Source organism: Myxococcus sp. AB056 (assembly GCF_006547365.1).
Taxonomy (GTDB): domain Bacteria; phylum Myxococcota; class Myxococcia; order Myxococcales; family Myxococcaceae; genus Myxococcus; species Myxococcus virescens.
In genome coordinates this window covers 108,514-124,502 of record NZ_VHLB01000010.1, presented here as the reverse complement: position 1 = coordinate 124,502, position 15,989 = coordinate 108,514, and the positions used below count along the sequence as shown (strand labels likewise).

Genomic DNA, 15,989 nt, shown 5'->3' with positions numbered 1-15,989 from the left:
CTTCGTCGGAGGTGAGTCAGACGCGGAGTACGGCGACCGGAGGTGGAGTGCCTCCCACCGCGAGCCCACGCGGTGTAGGGTGTTCGGGTGCTGCTCAACGACGGCTATGTGTATCGCGAGAAGCTCGGGCGCCGACCGGGCAGCAGCGCGCTCGCCCATATGACGGACAAGTATCGTCACTCCTCGGAGGAGGAGTGGCGGGCACGCTTCGCTCGGGGCGAGGTGCGACTCGATGACGTCACCGCCGACGGCTCGGAGCCGCTGAAGCCGGGGCAGTGGCTGTGCTGGCACCGCCCGCCGTGGGAAGAGGCGGACACTCCGCAGTCCTTCGAGCTCGTGTACGAGGACGCGGAGTTGGTCGTCGTGGTGAAGCCGAGCGGGCTGCCGACCCTGCCCTCGGGAGGCTTCCTGAAGAACACCCTGCTCTCCTTCGTCCAGGCACGATGGCCGGAGGCGGTTCCCATGCACCGCCTGGGACGCGCGACGTCGGGCCTCGTGCTCTTCACCCGCACCCGCGACGCAGCCGCGCGCCTGGCGAGCGATTGGCGCGAGGGCCGCGTGCACAAGCGCTACCGCGCACTCTCCCAGGGACTCGCCGCCCAGGAGTCCTACGACATCCGCGCGCCCATCGGGTTGGTGCCCCATCCTCGGCTGGGCGAAGTCCATGGTGCCAGTGCGAGGGGAAAGCCCTCACACAGCACGGCCCGGGTGCTGGAGCGGCGCACCGAGCACACCCTCTTCGAGGTGGACATCCACACGGGGCGCTCCGAGCAGATCCGCATCCACCTCGCCTTCATCGGCCACCCGCTCGTGGGGGACCCGCTCTTCGGCGTGGGCGGCCTGCCGCTGGCGGAGAACCCCGGCCTCCCCGGAGACGGCGGCTATCTGCTGCACGCGGAGTCCCTCACCTTCCTGCATCCGCGCTCGGGCGAGCACGTTCAGCTTCAGGCGCCACCCCCGCTCGAGCTCCGCGTCCAGGGCACCTGACGGTAGCGCCCGGGTCATCCCTAGAGCCACGCGTGCGCGCCGGCCACCGGGTGCCGCGCGGCGAGTCTTGGGCCGTCGATTCCGGGCCAGTCCGAACGCCTACCTCGCAGCGATAGAGCGGGAGCTCAGGCGAGCTTTTCCGGCGTGGCTTTTGTGCCGCCGGAAAAATTGGCTGGAGAATTCAGAGGTTTCACGCCCAAGGCGAACACCGTTTTCGGGGTGGCGGCGGGATGTCGCGAACGTAATGTTCGGCACAGGCATGGCACGCGGGCCTGATACAAAAACCGCCTACCCGGCCGCTGGAATTCGATAGAGCACGGAGGCGTATTTCTCCGAAGTCTCCCGGCCAACGGCGTGAGTGCAGTGGCACGTTCAGGGGCTTTTGCCTTTGTGCAGGGAATGGGCAGTCGTGCCTTGGCCTTCACAGTCTCTGTGTCACGCGCTGCACGCCTCGCGGGCGGACTTCCGAGCTGTGCCTCACGACGCCTGGGGCATATGGTTTGCCTTTACAGGCCACGCATGGCCGGCCGGAGCCAACTGACCAGGGATGGATGATGCTTCAGGTGTATGAGCGCGGCCTCGTTGCCGCACTGTTGATGGGACTCCTCGCGGCGTGCTCCGGTTCCAGCTCGGAGGGTGGAGACAAGGACCCTCCGCCGCGACCGGAGCCCGAGGTGACGACTCCAGGGCCACCGATGGACGTCCAGGCCACGCCAGGCATCCGGTCCGTGCAGGTGAGCTGGAAGGCGCCCACCTCGAACGGCGGCGACGCCATCGTGAAGTACACGGTGACGGGCTCCGGGGGCATCACCGCCACGACGACAGGCGCCACGCAGGTGGTGGTGTCCGGCCTCTCCGACGGCACGAGCTATACCTTCCAGGTTCGCGCCACCAACGCGGCCGGAGATGGACCTGAGTCAAGCGCTTCGGTCGCCGTGACGACTCACGACCTGCCGAGCGCCCCCCGAATCATCGATGTCGTCTCCCTCAACACGGCGCTGCAGGTGAGCTGGGAGCCTCCGACCTCGGACGGACGGGCGACGGTTCACTCGTATTCCGTCGAGCTCCTCGCGGGGACGTTCCAGCGCTCCCTGTCCGCGCCGGGCACGAGCGTGGAGCTCACGGGACTGAGGCCGGATACGGAGTACCAGGTCGTGGTCCGGGCAGTGAATGCAGTGGGGATGGGGCCGCCCTCGGCGCCGCGGCTGTCGAAGACACGCTGTGACAATGTCGGACTGACGAAGCTCCCACAGGTCTCCGTGGAGGCCGAGCTCCGGGGATTGGTGGCGGGGGACTTCGACAAGGACGGGAAGCTGGACCTCGCCGGGACGCGAATGGCCGAGAGGACCGTCGCCACCTTTCTCGGGCAGGGGGATGGGAGCTTCCACAGGCAAGGGGAGTTCGCGGTGGGCGCGGACCCGAAGAGCGTCCTCACGGGGGACTTCGACGGCGACACGCTGCTGGACCTGGTGGTGCTCAACACCCGGACTCAGTCGGTGAGCGTGCTACCCGGCCTGGGGAATGGCGACTTCGGGGCGGGACGCAGCACCCTCACGGGCGCGGGACCCTGGGCGATGACGACGGCGGACTTCGATGGAGATGGGAACCGGGATGTCTTCACCGTCAATACGAGCCTCACGACGGGGTCCTCGACGCTGAGCTGGATGAAAGGCAACGGGGTGGGCTCGCTCACCCGGCTGGATTTCCCCCTGTCCTTCGCCGCGCTCACCGTCACCACCGCGGACTTCGATGGGGACGGTCACCTGGACGTGGTGATGCCCGCCTCGCTCGTCTCCGACTTCTATGTCTACTTTGGCGCGGGCGATGGCTCGTTCCGCGCGGCGTTCCGGTATCCCGCCCAGAACGCGCCCAGGCATGTGGCCGCGGCGGACTTCAACAACGATGGCCGGGCGGACCTGCTGGTGACCAGCAAGGGAGATTCCTTCAACGAGCCCGCGGTGAGCGTGAGACTGGGGCGCGGCGACGGCACGTTCGAGGCCGCTAAGAACTTCGACGTGCTGGGGGATGTGGGTGAGCTGGCCGTGGCGGACTTCAACCAGGACGGTTGGTTGGACGTCGCCGTGACGAATACGGCCAAGAACACGGTCAGCTTCCTGCGCGGCATGGGCGATGGTTCGCTCTCGGCGAGACAAGACGTGGTCCTGGACGGCGCGCCGCTGGGGCTCGCGGCTGGGAACTTCAGCGGCGATGACAAGCTCGAGCTGATGGTGAGCCAGGAAGGCAGCGCCTCCCTCACGATGCTGACGACGAGCTGCCTGCCCTGACGCGCCCTCGGGTACGGCCCCCGCTTCGGTGGTGGCACCGAAGCGGGGGCTGCGCGGGAGCGGGGCTCAGCCCATGTGCGCACCCGCGGACTCCTGGTCCAGTTCCCGCGGCCGGGCGAGGTGCCGATGGGCAAGCACCCCCGCGATGGAGTCGGCGTCGCCTGCCCTCGAGCAGGGCGCTCACCCGCGCCCATGGAGTGTCGAAGCCCTCCTTCGACATCAGGCGCGAGGACGCGGCGCCGAGCTTCGCCGCTGGCTTCGTGGACAGGCGCGGAGGTGAGGGGTATCCGGCTCGAGGCGTCCTGGTTGGACGATGACAGTTGCCTGCGGGTAGACGCGGTCGCCGGAGTTCACATCATGAGCGAGAATGCCCAGCATGCCACGCCCCGAAGACATCATGCGTCATTACGATGCCGACCCAGACGAGGACCCCTGGGTCAAAGGAAAACCCGCTCCTGAGAAAGTTGCAGTTGTTCCCTATGATGCCGGATGGCCGACGCGCTACGCGGAGCTTGCCGTGGCCATCCAGGGTGTGATGGGCGCATCGGCCATGCAGATCGAGCACGTCGGCTCGACCGCCGTGCCGGGCCTTCCCGCCAAGCCCATCATCGACATCGACCTCATCGTCGCCGACCCCACGCGCGAGGACGACTATGTGCCTGCCCTCGAGGGCCTGGGCTACGACCTCATCATCCGCGAGCCGTCCTGGCATCAGCACCGCTGCCTGCGGCTCGCCGCGCCACGCGTGAACCTGCATGTGTTCGGCCCGGACTGCCCCGAGGTGATTCGCCACGTCATGTTCCGCGACTGGCTGCGCGAGCACGACGACGACCGGCAGCGCTACGCGGCGGTCAAGTACACCTCCGCCGAAGGCATGGACGATGTGATGGAATACAACCGCCGAAAGGAGCCGGTGATCCGCGACATCTACGCGCGGATCTTTCGCGCGGCGGGCTGGATTCGCTGAGGCGCGGCGCGTGCCGGGCGTCGTGGTGTTCGCCAGGCTCCGCCGGATTGAACCGCCCCCCAGGCTCCTGGCCGGGCGAGGCTGACCGGAAGCCCTGCTCTTGCCGGCGTGCCAGCGCCAGAGGTGCCCGGCGCTCCTCCCGGGAACTCATGGGTTCAGGGTCGCTGGGCGTCATCCTCGCCAGGGGCAGCTGGCGCTTCACCGCGAAGACGTAGCCCGTCCCGCCGGCCTCGTAGCGTTCGTGCGCATACATGACGCTCCCGCTCACGATGCGTCCGCCGAACCGGGCTGCCGTTGGCGCCCAGCCCTTCCCCCTGGGCTCCTCCACAGACACCCCGCCTATCGCTACGCCGAAGGAAATGAAGCCGCTCATCAACCGCCGCAGAGGAGCTGCGTCTCATCCGCATCGAGGAGGCTCAGAAGCGCCCCGTCACCCCGACGAGCGCACCGCCTTGAGTCAGGCCCAGCACCGGAGCAGCCTGGGCTTCCGGCAGCTCCGCGCGCACTGTCCCGTGCGAAGGGCTCGACGATCGCGAAAGCCAGTAGCCCGTGAACGAACCGATGAGAGGAGTGACCAGCATCCCGACGGTGCCAATCCTCGCCACGCGATCGTGGCGGCTGGTCGTGAGCAAGGCGAATGGAACCGCTCCCAGTGCGGCGCCCAGGAAGGTGGGGCCGAAGTTGCCCCTCCCGTTGAACTTGTTTCCCGTGAGGTAGATGGCCAGCGACGTTCCGAGCGTGGTCCCCAGGCTCATTGGAATGGCGAACGCGAACGTGTCTCCGCAGCGCGTCAGCGAGCAGTTGCCATCCAGCGCTGCGCCGACCAATCCTCCCACCAGCGTGCCAGTGAAGAGCCCGACGCCGCCCAGGAGCGTCCCGACGACCAGGTGCCCTCCAAGTGAGTAGTCATCATCCGGCACCACCCCGGAGCCCTGCGTCGGCGAGGCCGTGGACGGTGACGAGGTGGAGGACTGTGACGCCATGTCCACGGGAGGCTCGCGGACTTCCTCCTTGGGAAGCCCCTGTCCTCGCGCCAGCAGCGGCATCCACACCAGCCCCATGACCAGGACGCGCATCAGACGAGTCATCATCCCAATACCTCCGCGCAACGAGGAAACGAAGGACTTCGCTTCGCGCACCCTGGGCGGAGGTGGCCTTCATGAAAGGAATGCGGGTACGTCGGAGCAGGCTCCCCCACCGTCCGCCCTGGATACCATTCGATGGAACCATGGTTGCCGTGACGGAGTCGTGACGGCACCAGACGGCGTCCGGGCAGGATGAACGTCACGGTGCCGGCTTTTCACGTCGGGCGATAGCCGTCGCTCCAGCCATGGACGTCGCTGACCAGTCGCCGCATCAGGCGCAGAGGGGGCAGTCGTCAACATGCGGCGCGATGACCGCTCCACGGGAGGGACTCGGCAGGAACCTTCGCCGAAGGTCCGGCCCCTGGCACGCCATGGGTGCGCCCGCACATGGAGAGATGCGACCGGCGCTCTGGGTGAAGCCTGGAGGCTCCCCAAACAATCCAAGAATCTTGGAAGGGGGAAGCAACTCCGCCGGGGAAGTCCCGAGAATGGGGGTAGGAGCTACCATGTCCATCTACCGCATCCGTACCAACGATACCCTCTCCGGCCTGGCGGCCCGTTTCGGCACCACGGTGGAGAAGCTTGCCCGTGACAACAACATCACGAACCCCGACCTCATCTACGCGGGGAACACGCTGCGCATCGGGCACTCCGGTCGCGACAGCTTCGACGCCGGTGGCGGCCCTCAGGGCGTTCGCGGTGGAGGCTCCTCGGGTGGCGTGAGCGGTGGAGCCGACGTGGGCGGCCCGACGGGCGCTGGGCCCAGCAACGCGTCTGCCGCGATGCGTCGACTGGCGGATGCGGCCCGCTCGGCGGCCATGGGCATGGGCGGCTACAACAGCCAGGGCCTGTGCGCCACGGGCGTCAGCCGGGCCATCCGCAATTCCCTGGGCATTGGCGTGTCGGGCAACGGCAACCAGATTGACAACAACCTGCCGCGCGACAAGTTCAAGCAGGTCAACATGTCGCTGGAGGAGGCGCTGAAGATTCCGGGCCTCGTCCTCACCTGGGAGAGCACCTCCACGCGCCTGGGCAGCATCTACGGCCACACGGCCGTCACCCTGGGTGATGGTCACTCGTCCGCGAGCGACTTCATCGAGCGCAACACGACCAACAGCGGGCGCACGGGCTTCAAGGTCTTCATGCCCATCGTGTAGTGCCTGCTGCACAGATGGCATCCCTGGAAGCCCCTGGCCCTGTAGAGGGTCGGGGGCTTCGTCGTTTCCGGCGGAGGGCGCGTCGAGGGTACCCCAGGGAAACCACGGAGGGCGCCCGGGTGTGTCAGGCATGAGCGCCACCAGCCGATACCGCAGTGCCATGGGTTCGCGCGTCCCACCACCTCATTTGAGGGGGAGGGTGTCAGGTCACACCAGGCCAGACAGAGAAAGGCATCGCGCTTCATGCCACTGAGGTGAGCTGTGAATGCGGGCGAGTCCCCGAACACCCTCCACCCAGAGGGCCTCCGCTCTTGATGCGAGACATCGGGTTCCCGCTCATGGGTCGTTGGACACCGCGTTCGGGGTGATGCCCACGCGACCCAGGCGCAGTTCGCTGAGTGGCAGCTTTCCACCGCTGGGGTCATCGAGGAGCGAGTGGATGCGTGCAGATTGCCCGCGAAGAGAATGGCTTTGCTGTTACCCTTCCCGAGCTTCCCCCGCGAGCGAAGGAGTCATTGCACGATGCGATTCTTTAAGAAGGCTGTCTATCTTTGTGCCGCAGTTCTCTTCCCTGCCTGCGGCGGAGAGGATGGAATGACCGGGCAGGACGACGCGCTGGCGCAGCAAGAGTCAGCGGTGTCATCCGTGTCGCTTGACGGATGCATCTACAGCATCTCCGCGTACCCGCAGCCGAACGTGACGCCGACTGTCTATGACGTCAAGCTCTTCCGCCAGCCCATCCCGACGTGTGTGTATGGTTACGGCAGCGTGACCCTGGGCACGTCCATCGTCTATGAGCCGACGCGGTCGGTGGCGGGGAATGCGCTGGGAATCGCCGCGAGCTACACCAAGAAGTCGAGCCTCAGCGGCAGCGCGCCCATCACCCTCAGCGTGCACCACGTGGACCCGGCCACACTGACCGTCATCCGGAGCAGCGGCTTGGGCGTCTACCTGGGGGCGGGCAACATCGTGTCGGAGAACGTGGCGATTGCCGCGGACGGCACCACGGTCACCGTCTCGGGCTCGAAGACCGGCGTCATCTCGGGAGAGAGCGGCAGCGGGAGCCACTACACAGCGAGTTATCCAGACTTCTTCACCAGCACCACGCCGCCGACGATCATGGCGTTCCCGTGAGGCCTCGCCTCGCACCTCGGGCCACGTGAGGTTTGGGGCGGGAGAAACCTCGTCCGAGGACTCCCGCCTCAAGGCTCGGCCTGCGCTCCTGCGTGAGGGACCAGAAATAGCCACAGTCTCCCGCCAGGAGCGCTGACGCCGGAAACCTCGTGAGGTTTGCCTGAGACGGAGGCACCAGGGACGCCACACGCCGTAAGAGCGCCAGCCCGGTGAAGAGCAGGTGCGTCGTGCTCGTCCGGCAGCGAGCGCTTCCTGCGCCAAGCGATGCGGGCATCCTCCGCTCGTGACAAGCGCTCCAGCGCCAGCGCGCCACTCCCTCAAGGAACGGCTGAGGGAGGTGCTCGCGGACGTGCCGCCAACGTGAGCGGCACGAGCCTTGGGCCGATACGCCCCTGAGCAAACCTCGACTCCGTGGCCGCTTCAGGGGCAGGCCCGACGCCTCAATTCCAGAGCTCCCGCGAGAGCAAGTCCACCATCGCGACGGCGACCTCCGGTTCGGGCAGCCCCAGCGCCCGCAGGAGCGCCGCATCAGTCGGCGCGGAGACCTCCTCACGCAGCGCCTCCACCGCCCGCTGACGTGCCGCGCGTACCGCCTCCTGCTCGGCGGACGGCAGTCGCTCTACCGCCCAACGGTCGATGGCCCAGGACAGGTCCGCGTGCCGGGTCTCGTCCTCGGCGATACGGACCATCGCCTCGCGCACCTCGTTGTCCTCCGCGTGCAGGGCCTGATGGTGAGCCAGCAGCGCGCCATACGTCTCGCGCACGCAGCCCTCCACCGCGTTGTCCAGCGCCACCTCGAGCAGCGGCCTGGGCGGGAGCGGCGCCACCACCGCGCGCGCAGGCGTCGCGCCATGACGACGCGCCAGTCGTCCACACACCTCCGTGTGGGCCACCTCATCGAGTGCGCTGCTCAGCGCCGCCTGCTGAAGCTCGACCGCCGCGCCATGAAGCGCCAGTTCGTCCCGCAGCCTCAAGAAGGCCGTGATGGAGGCCTCCTCCAGGTGGGCGATGAGCGCGAAGTGCTGCCCCAGCTCATCCGCGCATGCAATCGAGCCATCCGAGCGGAGTCCCGCGGGCCTGCGCCCCACAGTGCACCCCTTCGTGCCCCGCTCCAGGATGTGGGTCTGCCTCACGTGCACCTCGCCCGAGGGTGTCACCTCCAGCAGATACTGCGTCAGTTTAGAGCCCTCTCCACACGCAAACCCCTTCGAGGCGACGACGTTGAAGGTCCCGTCTGCGTTGGCCTTCACCGCGCCTTTCTCCAACTCGGTGCAGCTCAGGTCGTAGCCCCCCGCGAAGACCTGGAGCAGCGCCTCCTGAGAGGTGTCGATGTCGCCCAGGAAGGCCTGGAGCGCCTCTTGAGAGGTGTGGGCCTCCACCGCATCCCCTCGCGTCGTCACGAGGTAGTACGCGTAGCAGTCCGGCTCGCAGCGGGAGCGAAACCCCTCCTCGGAGGAGAGGGCCTCGAGTTCCGCGTTACACGCCACCGGCTGCGTGGCGGTCTCGCACGGCGCCCCCGAGGACACGAGGGTTTGCTGCTGAGGCGTGGTGTACAGGTCGGCGATGAGCCTCATCCCGACGAAGTCCGTCTGTGTCGCGGGAGACAGCCCTTGGACCGACAGGCTTCCATTATCGCAGGTGGGGGAAGTGTAGCCTTCCAGGGAGATACCCCCATTGCCACAACCGGTGAGCAGCAGCGGGGACGCCAGTGATGCACTCAGCGCTCGAGCGAAGAGCCGACGCAGTTGATCCGAGTTCAAGTAGCACTCCTTTCTAGGAACGACCTCGCCCTCGAAAGCAATGACAGTGCCACGAGCGCTTCATTCGAGGAACCCGGGGTCGCCGGCTGGAATATGTCGGTGTTTTCCATGAGCATACTCAGAAACCTGATGCACTAGGTGTCCCGGATTGCTCAGGTCGCGCGGCAGCGGCGTCCAAGCGGGCTCAACATGACGCCCCCCTCGCGCTGGCATGGCACCTCCACGAGAGGCCACGCCCACCTCAGGTGCTCGCGCCGCTCGAGCAGTTCGCGCGCCGCAAGGAGCCGCGCTGGCAGCCGCTCTTCGTCGCCCGCAGCGCGCGCAGCGTTCCTCCAGGCGAACAGGCGCTCGCGCCCACGAAGGAGCTCCCCCGGACACAGACGCGGCGCTGGTCGGCGCTGGTTGCCGGCGCGCTGCTCGTCGCCGCGCTCGCCTTTTGAATGCTCCGTGTAATGCCCGGGCGGGACGAAACCTCATGACGGCATAGCGCAAGCGTTCGAGTCCGAAACCGTGGGCTCGGGCGCTTCCCACAGCAGGAGATCCATCCTTGTCCCGTATCGAGTCGCTCCTCCGCCTCGCCGCCCGTGCCGACCGCATCGGAATGAACGTCCTTCGCGCCGGCCTGATCGTCGTCCTCGTCTGGATTGGCTCGCTCAAGGTCGCCGAATACGAAGCCGACGGCATCGTCCCCTTCGTGGCCAACAGCCCGGTCATGAGCTTCGTCTATGCATACGACGCCCCCGAATACCGGCAGCATATGAATGCCGAAGGCGCGCTCGTTCCCGCCAACCGCGCGTGGCACGAGGCGAACGGGACCTATGGGTTCTCCTACCTGCTCGGTGGCGTGATCGTGCTCTTCGGCCTGCTCATCGCCGCCCATTGGTGGCGCCCGGAGCTCGGCGCCATCGGCAGCGCCCTCGTGATCGGCATGTCGGTAGTGACGCTCTCTTTTCTCGTCACGACACCTGAGAGCTGGGTGCCGGCGCTCGGCGACGCCCACCACGGCTTTCCGTGGCTGAGTGGCCGCGGGCGGCTGGTGGTCAAGGATGCAATCATGATTGGCGCCGCCATCGTCACCATGGCCGATTCCGCGCGGGTCTGGCTGGCGCAGCGCAAGCCACAGCCGGCCGAGCGGCTCCACCGCGCCGCCGCCTGAGAGCGCTACTCCTCCATGCACGCGCGGAGCTCACGCTTCGCGCGGTGCAGGAGCACGGCGACGTTTCCAGGTGTGGTGCCCAGGAGATCCGCCACACGGACGCCCGGCTGATCCTCGAGCAGGCGCAGCGTCACCACCTGGCGCTGCACCGCGGCGAGCTTCTCCACGCATTGGAAGGCGAGCACATGCGCCTCGGCATGCTCGATGAGCGAATCGACGCTCTCCCGATCGTCGGCCAGGCTCTCGACCACTTCACGGTCGCTGAGATGCGGCCGCGCGAGCTCGTGGCGCCGCCGCTTGTTCCGCGAGTGGTTGCGCACGAGGATCGCGAGGAGGTTGCGGCTGTCGTCCTCCTCGTACGCGAGCTTCCGCGCGTGGGGCAGGCCGAGGAAGGTCGCGAAGGCGTCCTGGACGGCGTCGAGCGCGTCGTCGGCGAGCAGGCCCTCGTTTCGAGCCACCGCCGCGAGCGTGCCGCGATGGTCGCGCACCAGGCGGGTGACCCAGGAAAAGAACCCCTTCTCGTCGTTGCGCTCCATCTCCAGCTCCTTTCAGCGGCAGATCCGGCAAGCAACCGTCGCCCCCTCGCGAAGCTTCCTGCACGCCTTTCGTTACGTCGAAAGGGCGCAACGTAGCCGATGCGCCAATGCGCATTCCACCCAACTTCCTGACGGCGACTACTTCCGCGGCTGCGTCGACAAGGCCGCGTGAAACCGCAACCGTGCCGAGAGCGAACGTGGCCCATTGTTCGGCCAACGCGACCTTCGTTGAGAGCATGGGGTGGCTACCTGGCGCAGAGAGACGAGGAGGGCCGCCAACGGTGGCGGCCGAGCTGTGTCCCAGTCCGGTCGAGAGGTCGCGCAGTCCCTTGGGGGACGCACCTGGCCAGGCCGCCCTCCCACGAGGGGCGCGGCAGCTGACGGAGGCAGGCATCTGCTCCCCGCCGAACCATGGACTCTGTCACACGGCGACGACGCTTCATCTGAAGGGGGCCCGCCTCTCCGGCGACCTCAATAAGGGCCGACCCGCCTCCTGGTCCAGTCGGCCCGCGAGCGCGCCCCCCTGAGCGGTTACGCCAGCCGCAGTCCGCCCACCGCGATAGGAACCTTCGCGCGTGTCCAGGCGTCCACCGGTGCATGGTTCCCATCCTGCTGCTCCTCACCCTTGCCGCTGTCGACGAGGAGCGCGACGCCCCTCTCCCAGAGCGGCCCTATGCCGAGGTGGTCTCCGAGTTGGAGTCCCGACGACACGCCTTCGGCACGCGGTGGCACCAGCCCGGCGCCGAGCGCATGGCCTTGCGTGACGAGGCCCGCGCAACCGTGCTCGATGCCATCACCCGACACCTGATGCCGGCCTGGTACGGCACACCGTGGGAGTTCTACGGCGACAGCCAGACGCCACGCACAGGGAGCATCGCCTGTGGCTACTTCGTCTCCACGGTGCTGCGAGACGCCGGCTTCCGCGTCGAGCATACGCAGATGGCCCAGCAGCACGCCGAGTACATCGTGAAGGCGCTGGCACCTCCGAAGAAAATCTGGAGGTTTCGCAACCGTCCCGTGTCCGGGGTTGTCGACCGTGTGAGGCGCGCCGGTGAGGGGCTCTACGTCGTCGGGCTCGACTACCACGTCGGGTTCCTCTGGAACGACAGCGCGCGGGTGTGGATGTGTCACGCGTCCTACCTGGGCGAAGCCACGGTCGTCTGCGAGGACGCGCTCACCTCCCCCGCGATGGTGTCGCGCTACCACGTCGTCGGGAAGTTGCTTGAGAACCGGATGATGGACGCCTGGCTGGAAGGCCAGGTGCTCCCTGTCTTCATCCCGCAGGGGCAGGAGCCGGCCGACTGAGCTTCGGGTGGTGGAAGAGAGACTCCGGCTCACGATGACGCCGATGTCCGCCCAGATGCTCCAACCGAAGGGCGTGGTCTTCCGCGCGCTGCGAGGTGCCTCGAACCATGCGGAGCTGTCGATTGCCTTCTGCGGGCAAACCGCCCTCCCCCGCCGCCGCGCACCTCCACGCCGTGGCGAATGAGGCCGCGGCGCGGAGGCAGTCGTCACAGCGAAGCCGCTACGGCATGGGCCGCGAGCTCGCCGACGGCGCGGACGGAACCGAGGGCCAGCCATTGGGCCACGTGATTGCATCCACGAGCATCACCCGCGCCGTGTGGGCGCTGTTCCACGCGTGGTAGACCATGTACATGTCACCGCGCGGCCCGGTGACGACGGAGTTGTGTCCCGGCCCCACCCAGCCGCCACCCGTCTTGAGAATCGGCGAGCCCAGCTTGGTGTACGGGCCCAGCGGGCTCGTCGCTCGCGCGACGCCCACGGCATAGGTGCTGTTGTAGTACGCGTTACCGCTATAGAAGAGGTAGTAGTAGCCGCCCCGAGCGACGACCCATGGCGCCTCGACGACGCCGCCCTCCCACGAGAGGTTGTTGCTGATGAGCGTCTGGCGCGAGCCCACCAGCGACAGACCATCCGCTGACAGCGCCTGCCCGTAGATGGGCGTCGGCCGTCCCACCGCATTGCCGTCCGCCTTCCACACCAGGTAGGGCACCCCGGTGGTACTCGTGAAGAAGGTGGCGTCAATCATTCCCATCGCGGTGTCATGCACGAGCGGCCGGCCGATGTCCGTGAAGGGCCCGAGCGCGCTCGCCGACGTCGCCGCGCCGATGGACAGCTTCCCGTTCGAGTGCCGCGCGGTGAAGTAAGCGATGTAACGCGTCCCCACCTTGTGGATTTCCGGCGCCCAGAAGTCGCCCGTCGCCCAGGTGGGCTTCGACGCCGACGGGAAGATGGAGCCCGCGCTCGTCCACGTCACCAGGTCCGTCGACGTGCGCAGGGGGAAGGCATTCGCCGCACCGCCGGACGTGCACGCGGCGACGTACCGCGTCCCATCACGGATGACGCCGGGGTCCGCGCAATCCACGGGGACCACCGGGTTCCGGTACAGGCCGCCGCACCCCGTGTAGCGGAAGGACATGCCGCACGCGCCCGTGCCGCTGAAGTACGGCCTCCACCCGTTGGAGAGCACCGCGTACGAGTTGCTGCCCTCATTCGTGCAGGCCCGATCCCAGAACACGCGCCCGCTCACGTCGTCGTACTGCGCGGTGTGTCCCGACGGATGCAGCCACGACGCGGCATAGGTGACGCGCGTCGAGCACGCGGTAACCCCGGCACAGTCCGTGTCGAGCGCCATGACACAGGCGTTGTTGCCGGTGAAGTACGGCCGCCAGCCGTTCGAGAGCACCGCATACGAGTTGCTGCCCTCGTTGATGCAGGTGCCATCCCACGTCACCAAACCACTCGCGATGTCGTACTGCGCGGTGTGTCCCGAGGGGCGAATCCATCTCTCGCCGTAGGTGATGCGGGTACTGCACGCGAGCGACGCGCCGGCGGTGCCTACCGGAGCCTCCTCCGCGAGCGGCGTGTCGATGCGCTCGTCGCCACAGCCGGATGCAAACGCAGAGAGGACGCACACCACCGTGAGCGCCAGGATGCGAGGGAACTTCCTCATGGAACCACCTCCAGATGGAGGGGCACGAGCTAGCACGAAATACCAGCAAAACAAGAAATGCAAACCACTCTACATCCCGGCCAATGTCCTTCAGTCGACCAGAGACAACAGCACTTGAACCTCCACCGGCATGAGCACCGGGACACGCACGCCTGGCGCGCTACCTATTCAATGGCGCCGCCGGAGCCGCCTCGGACGAGCTCCCACGCTGATACGCATCCAGCGCCTGCTTGAACCGCGCTCGCTCTTCCTCGGGCCATTCCTTGGGGAACTTCGCCACCGCTTGCTGTTGGTCCGCGACCGCTTCCCGGCAATGGCCCTGGTGGAAGGCCACCAGAGCCGAGGTCTCGAGCGCATAGGGATTCTCGGGTGCGAAGTGTCGCCCCACCTTCGCCAAGGGCTCTGCTTCCGCGTACTTCCCTTCCAGCGCTCGCAGCCACGCCAACTCTGTCGCGGGCCACCAAGCCTCGGGCGACAAGCGGTTCAGGGCGTGAAGTCAAGCCAGGCATCATCGCTTCCAGGAAATTGCGCGACACGTGCGCGAAGCCACGGCAACTCCTCCTCTTGGGACAGGTATACCTCATAGCCAGTCGCGCTGAGCCTGAACGTGCGCGGATACTCGATGGGATGCCTCGCCAGTTTCGCTGGCTCGTAGACGTGAGCGGCCAGCGCCTTGATGAATTGCTCGGTCATGCCGTAGGGCGCGGATGGTCACCCGGTCCACCAGTGCCAACAGGTGCTCGGCGCTCGGAGGCAGGTTGGTGAGGGGTTGGGCGACAATCACCTGGTGCGCCGAGTCCACTGCCGCTCTGTTCGACCTGAGCCGGAACTCGCGGCGTATCACCCGCACCGTCTATGATTTTCCGGACATGACCCCTGCCAGATTTTTTCTTCTCATTCCTCTCGTCGTCCTCGTCGGTGTGACCAACGCGCGGGCACAGCCATACGAACGTACACGATACGAAGGGCTGGAATTGTGCCGCGGCGACAGGACCGTGACCTATGCGATGACCACCTCGGGTGGCCACCCGACCGCTGAAGAAAGGGCCGCAGTCACCGCCGCGTTCAACACCTGGAACCAGGCCGTGGCCAGTTGCTCGGACCTGGTGTTCACACCCGGCGAGGATGTGCCCCATCCCGCACCGCGACCTCTCGACGGGAAGATGCTGGTGACCTTCCGCCAGGTGAACTGCCCGGACATCGTCCCCGATGACGATGCCTGCTGGCAGAATGAATCCTGTCCCGACAAGTATGACTGTTGGCCCTTCGCGCCAAGGGACGTCGTCGAGGAGACGAGCTATTTCCAGCTTTCCACCGGTGAGATTCTCGGCACCGAGATCAGCCTCAACAACAGCAATGGCATGCTCACCACGCTGGATGGTCCCCCCTGCGACCAGGGAGTCATCGAGCCCGGCTGCGTCATCGGAGATGTCCAGAGCCTGGTGACACGCTCCATCGGCGAGGGGCTGGGGTTGGCCCTGCTGACACGCACCGATTCCACGATGTCTCGCGTCCTGCCCTGGGGCGATACGCAGAAGCGCATCATCGACCCTGGCACGCTCCAAGGCATCTGTGAGACCTACCCTCGAGGGCTGCCAACCCCCGGGTGCGTCATCTCAACGGATGGCGGCGTCCCGGATGGTGGTGGCGGCGTCCCGGATGGTGGTGGCGACGTCCCGGATGGTGGTGGCGGCGTCCCGTCCGGCGATGGTGGTGTGTTGGAGGCTGACGGGGGTGTGGGTGTCCCGGACGCTGGTGCCAGCCCCCCTGACGGCGATGGCGGCGCTCCGTCCAAGTCCGGCTGCACCACCACCTCCTCGGTGCCACTCTTCGGAGCGCTCATGCTCCTGATGGGGGCTCGACGCACTCGCCAACGCACACGGGGCTGAACACGGACACGGGCTCGGGGTTGTCGCTCCAGATGACGGATGGGTTCGGGCTGGACGGT

At 67.1% G+C, this 15,989-nt stretch carries 15 protein-coding genes; 9 read left to right on the top strand and 6 right to left on the bottom strand.

Annotation, left to right across the window (positions count from 1 at the left end):
• The first annotated feature begins 87 nt into the window (after positions 1–87).
• The 3 genes from FMP39_RS07150 (at position 88) to FMP39_RS07140 (ending at position 4,239) form a co-directional block, all read left to right on the top strand.
• The gene (locus FMP39_RS07150; RefSeq protein ID WP_141589220.1) at positions 88–987 is read left to right on the top strand and encodes an RluA family pseudouridine synthase; all 900 of its coding nucleotides are present in this window, start codon (positions 88–90) and stop codon (positions 985–987) included.
• A gap of 551 nt (positions 988–1,538) precedes the next feature.
• Positions 1,539–3,272, top strand: a complete 1,734-nt coding sequence (locus FMP39_RS07145; protein WP_141589219.1) for an FG-GAP-like repeat-containing protein — start codon at positions 1,539–1,541, stop codon at positions 3,270–3,272.
• Positions 3,273–3,648: 376 nt separating this feature from the next.
• Complete coding sequence (locus FMP39_RS07140; RefSeq protein WP_194858276.1) at positions 3,649–4,239, top strand: GrpB family protein; 591 nt, start codon at positions 3,649–3,651, stop codon at positions 4,237–4,239.
• Positions 4,240–4,655: 416 nt separating this feature from the next.
• Here the strand turns inward: FMP39_RS07140 and FMP39_RS07135 are convergent, their stop codons facing one another.
• On the bottom strand, positions 4,656–5,330 hold the full coding sequence (locus FMP39_RS07135; RefSeq protein ID WP_228557746.1) for a hypothetical protein: 675 nt from the start codon (positions 5,328–5,330) through the stop codon (positions 4,656–4,658).
• Positions 5,331–5,830: 500 nt separating this feature from the next.
• On the opposite strand from FMP39_RS07135, the gene FMP39_RS07130 reads away from it, so the two are divergent.
• Positions 5,831–6,481, top strand: coding sequence for a LysM domain-containing protein (locus FMP39_RS07130; protein ID WP_228557745.1), 651 nt, complete (start codon positions 5,831–5,833; stop codon positions 6,479–6,481).
• 594 nt (positions 6,482–7,075) lie between these two features.
• A complete protein-coding gene (locus FMP39_RS07125; protein ID WP_141589216.1) occupies positions 7,076–7,615 on the top strand; it encodes a hypothetical protein in 540 nt (179 codons plus the stop codon).
• Positions 7,616–8,055: 440 nt separating this feature from the next.
• On the opposite strand, the gene FMP39_RS07115 is transcribed toward FMP39_RS07125, so the two are convergent.
• Positions 8,056–9,375: a ferritin-like domain-containing protein gene (locus FMP39_RS07115; protein ID WP_141589215.1), complete on the bottom strand. Its 1,320-nt coding sequence runs from the start codon at positions 9,373–9,375 to the stop codon at positions 8,056–8,058.
• Positions 9,376–9,620: 245 nt separating this feature from the next.
• Here FMP39_RS07115 and FMP39_RS07110 point away from each other — a divergent pair, with 245 nt between their 5' ends.
• Entirely contained in the window at positions 9,621–9,815 is a 195-nt protein-coding gene (locus tag FMP39_RS07110; protein ID WP_141589214.1) for a hypothetical protein, read from the top strand.
• Positions 9,816–9,922: 107 nt separating this feature from the next.
• Complete coding sequence (locus FMP39_RS07105; protein WP_141589213.1) at positions 9,923–10,531, top strand: DUF417 family protein; 609 nt, start codon at positions 9,923–9,925, stop codon at positions 10,529–10,531.
• Positions 10,532–10,536: 5 nt separating this feature from the next.
• Here FMP39_RS07105 and FMP39_RS07100 read toward each other — a convergent pair whose 3' ends face one another.
• Entirely contained in the window at positions 10,537–11,067 is a 531-nt protein-coding gene (locus FMP39_RS07100; protein WP_228557744.1) for an RNA polymerase sigma factor, read from the bottom strand.
• A 597-nt stretch (positions 11,068–11,664) separates the two neighbouring features.
• On the opposite strand from FMP39_RS07100, the gene FMP39_RS37820 reads away from it, so the two are divergent.
• On the top strand, positions 11,665–12,372 hold the full coding sequence (locus FMP39_RS37820) for a hypothetical protein (RefSeq protein ID WP_228557743.1): 708 nt from the start codon (positions 11,665–11,667) through the stop codon (positions 12,370–12,372).
• 220 nt (positions 12,373–12,592) lie between these two features.
• Here FMP39_RS37820 and FMP39_RS07090 read toward each other — a convergent pair whose 3' ends face one another.
• From FMP39_RS07090 to FMP39_RS07080, 3 genes are all read right to left on the bottom strand, one after another.
• On the bottom strand, positions 12,593–14,041 hold the full coding sequence (locus FMP39_RS07090; protein WP_194858275.1) for a glycoside hydrolase family 43 protein: 1,449 nt from the start codon (positions 14,039–14,041) through the stop codon (positions 12,593–12,595).
• 160 nt (positions 14,042–14,201) lie between these two features.
• Positions 14,202–14,519, bottom strand: coding sequence for a hypothetical protein (locus FMP39_RS07085; RefSeq protein WP_194858274.1), 318 nt, complete (start codon positions 14,517–14,519; stop codon positions 14,202–14,204).
• A gap of 5 nt (positions 14,520–14,524) precedes the next feature.
• A complete protein-coding gene (locus FMP39_RS07080) occupies positions 14,525–14,734 on the bottom strand; it encodes a hypothetical protein (protein ID WP_141589209.1) in 210 nt (69 codons plus the stop codon).
• 68 nt (positions 14,735–14,802) lie between these two features.
• On the opposite strand from FMP39_RS07080, the gene FMP39_RS07075 reads away from it, so the two are divergent.
• Positions 14,803–15,930 carry an MYXO-CTERM-anchored inactivated metalloprotease gene (locus FMP39_RS07075; RefSeq protein ID WP_228557742.1) on the top strand — a complete coding sequence of 376 codons (1,128 nt, stop codon included), beginning with the start codon at positions 14,803–14,805 and terminating at the stop codon, positions 15,928–15,930.
• Positions 15,931–15,989: the final 59 nt, after the last annotated feature.

What these genes read in the sequence shown, in the direction of transcription:
- FMP39_RS07135 (WP_228557746.1), bottom strand. Translation starts at nt 5,330, where the DNA reads ATGATGACTCGTCTGATGCGCGTCCTGGTCATGGGGCTGGTGTGGATG.
- FMP39_RS07130 (WP_228557745.1), top strand. Translation starts at nt 5,831, where the DNA reads ATGTCCATCTACCGCATCCGTACCAACGATACCCTCTCCGGCCTGGCG.
- FMP39_RS37820 (WP_228557743.1), top strand. Translation starts at nt 11,665, where the DNA reads ATGGTTCCCATCCTGCTGCTCCTCACCCTTGCCGCTGTCGACGAGGAG.
- FMP39_RS07145 (WP_141589219.1), top strand. Translation starts at nt 1,539, where the DNA reads ATGATGCTTCAGGTGTATGAGCGCGGCCTCGTTGCCGCACTGTTGATG.
- FMP39_RS07090 (WP_194858275.1), bottom strand. Translation starts at nt 14,041, where the DNA reads ATGAGGAAGTTCCCTCGCATCCTGGCGCTCACGGTGGTGTGCGTCCTC.
- FMP39_RS07080 (WP_141589209.1), bottom strand. Translation starts at nt 14,734, where the DNA reads ATGACCGAGCAATTCATCAAGGCGCTGGCCGCTCACGTCTACGAGCCA.
- FMP39_RS07100 (WP_228557744.1), bottom strand. Translation starts at nt 11,067, where the DNA reads ATGGAGCGCAACGACGAGAAGGGGTTCTTTTCCTGGGTCACCCGCCTG.
- FMP39_RS07140 (WP_194858276.1), top strand. Translation starts at nt 3,649, where the DNA reads ATGCCACGCCCCGAAGACATCATGCGTCATTACGATGCCGACCCAGAC.
- FMP39_RS07125 (WP_141589216.1), top strand. Translation starts at nt 7,076, where the DNA reads ATGACCGGGCAGGACGACGCGCTGGCGCAGCAAGAGTCAGCGGTGTCA.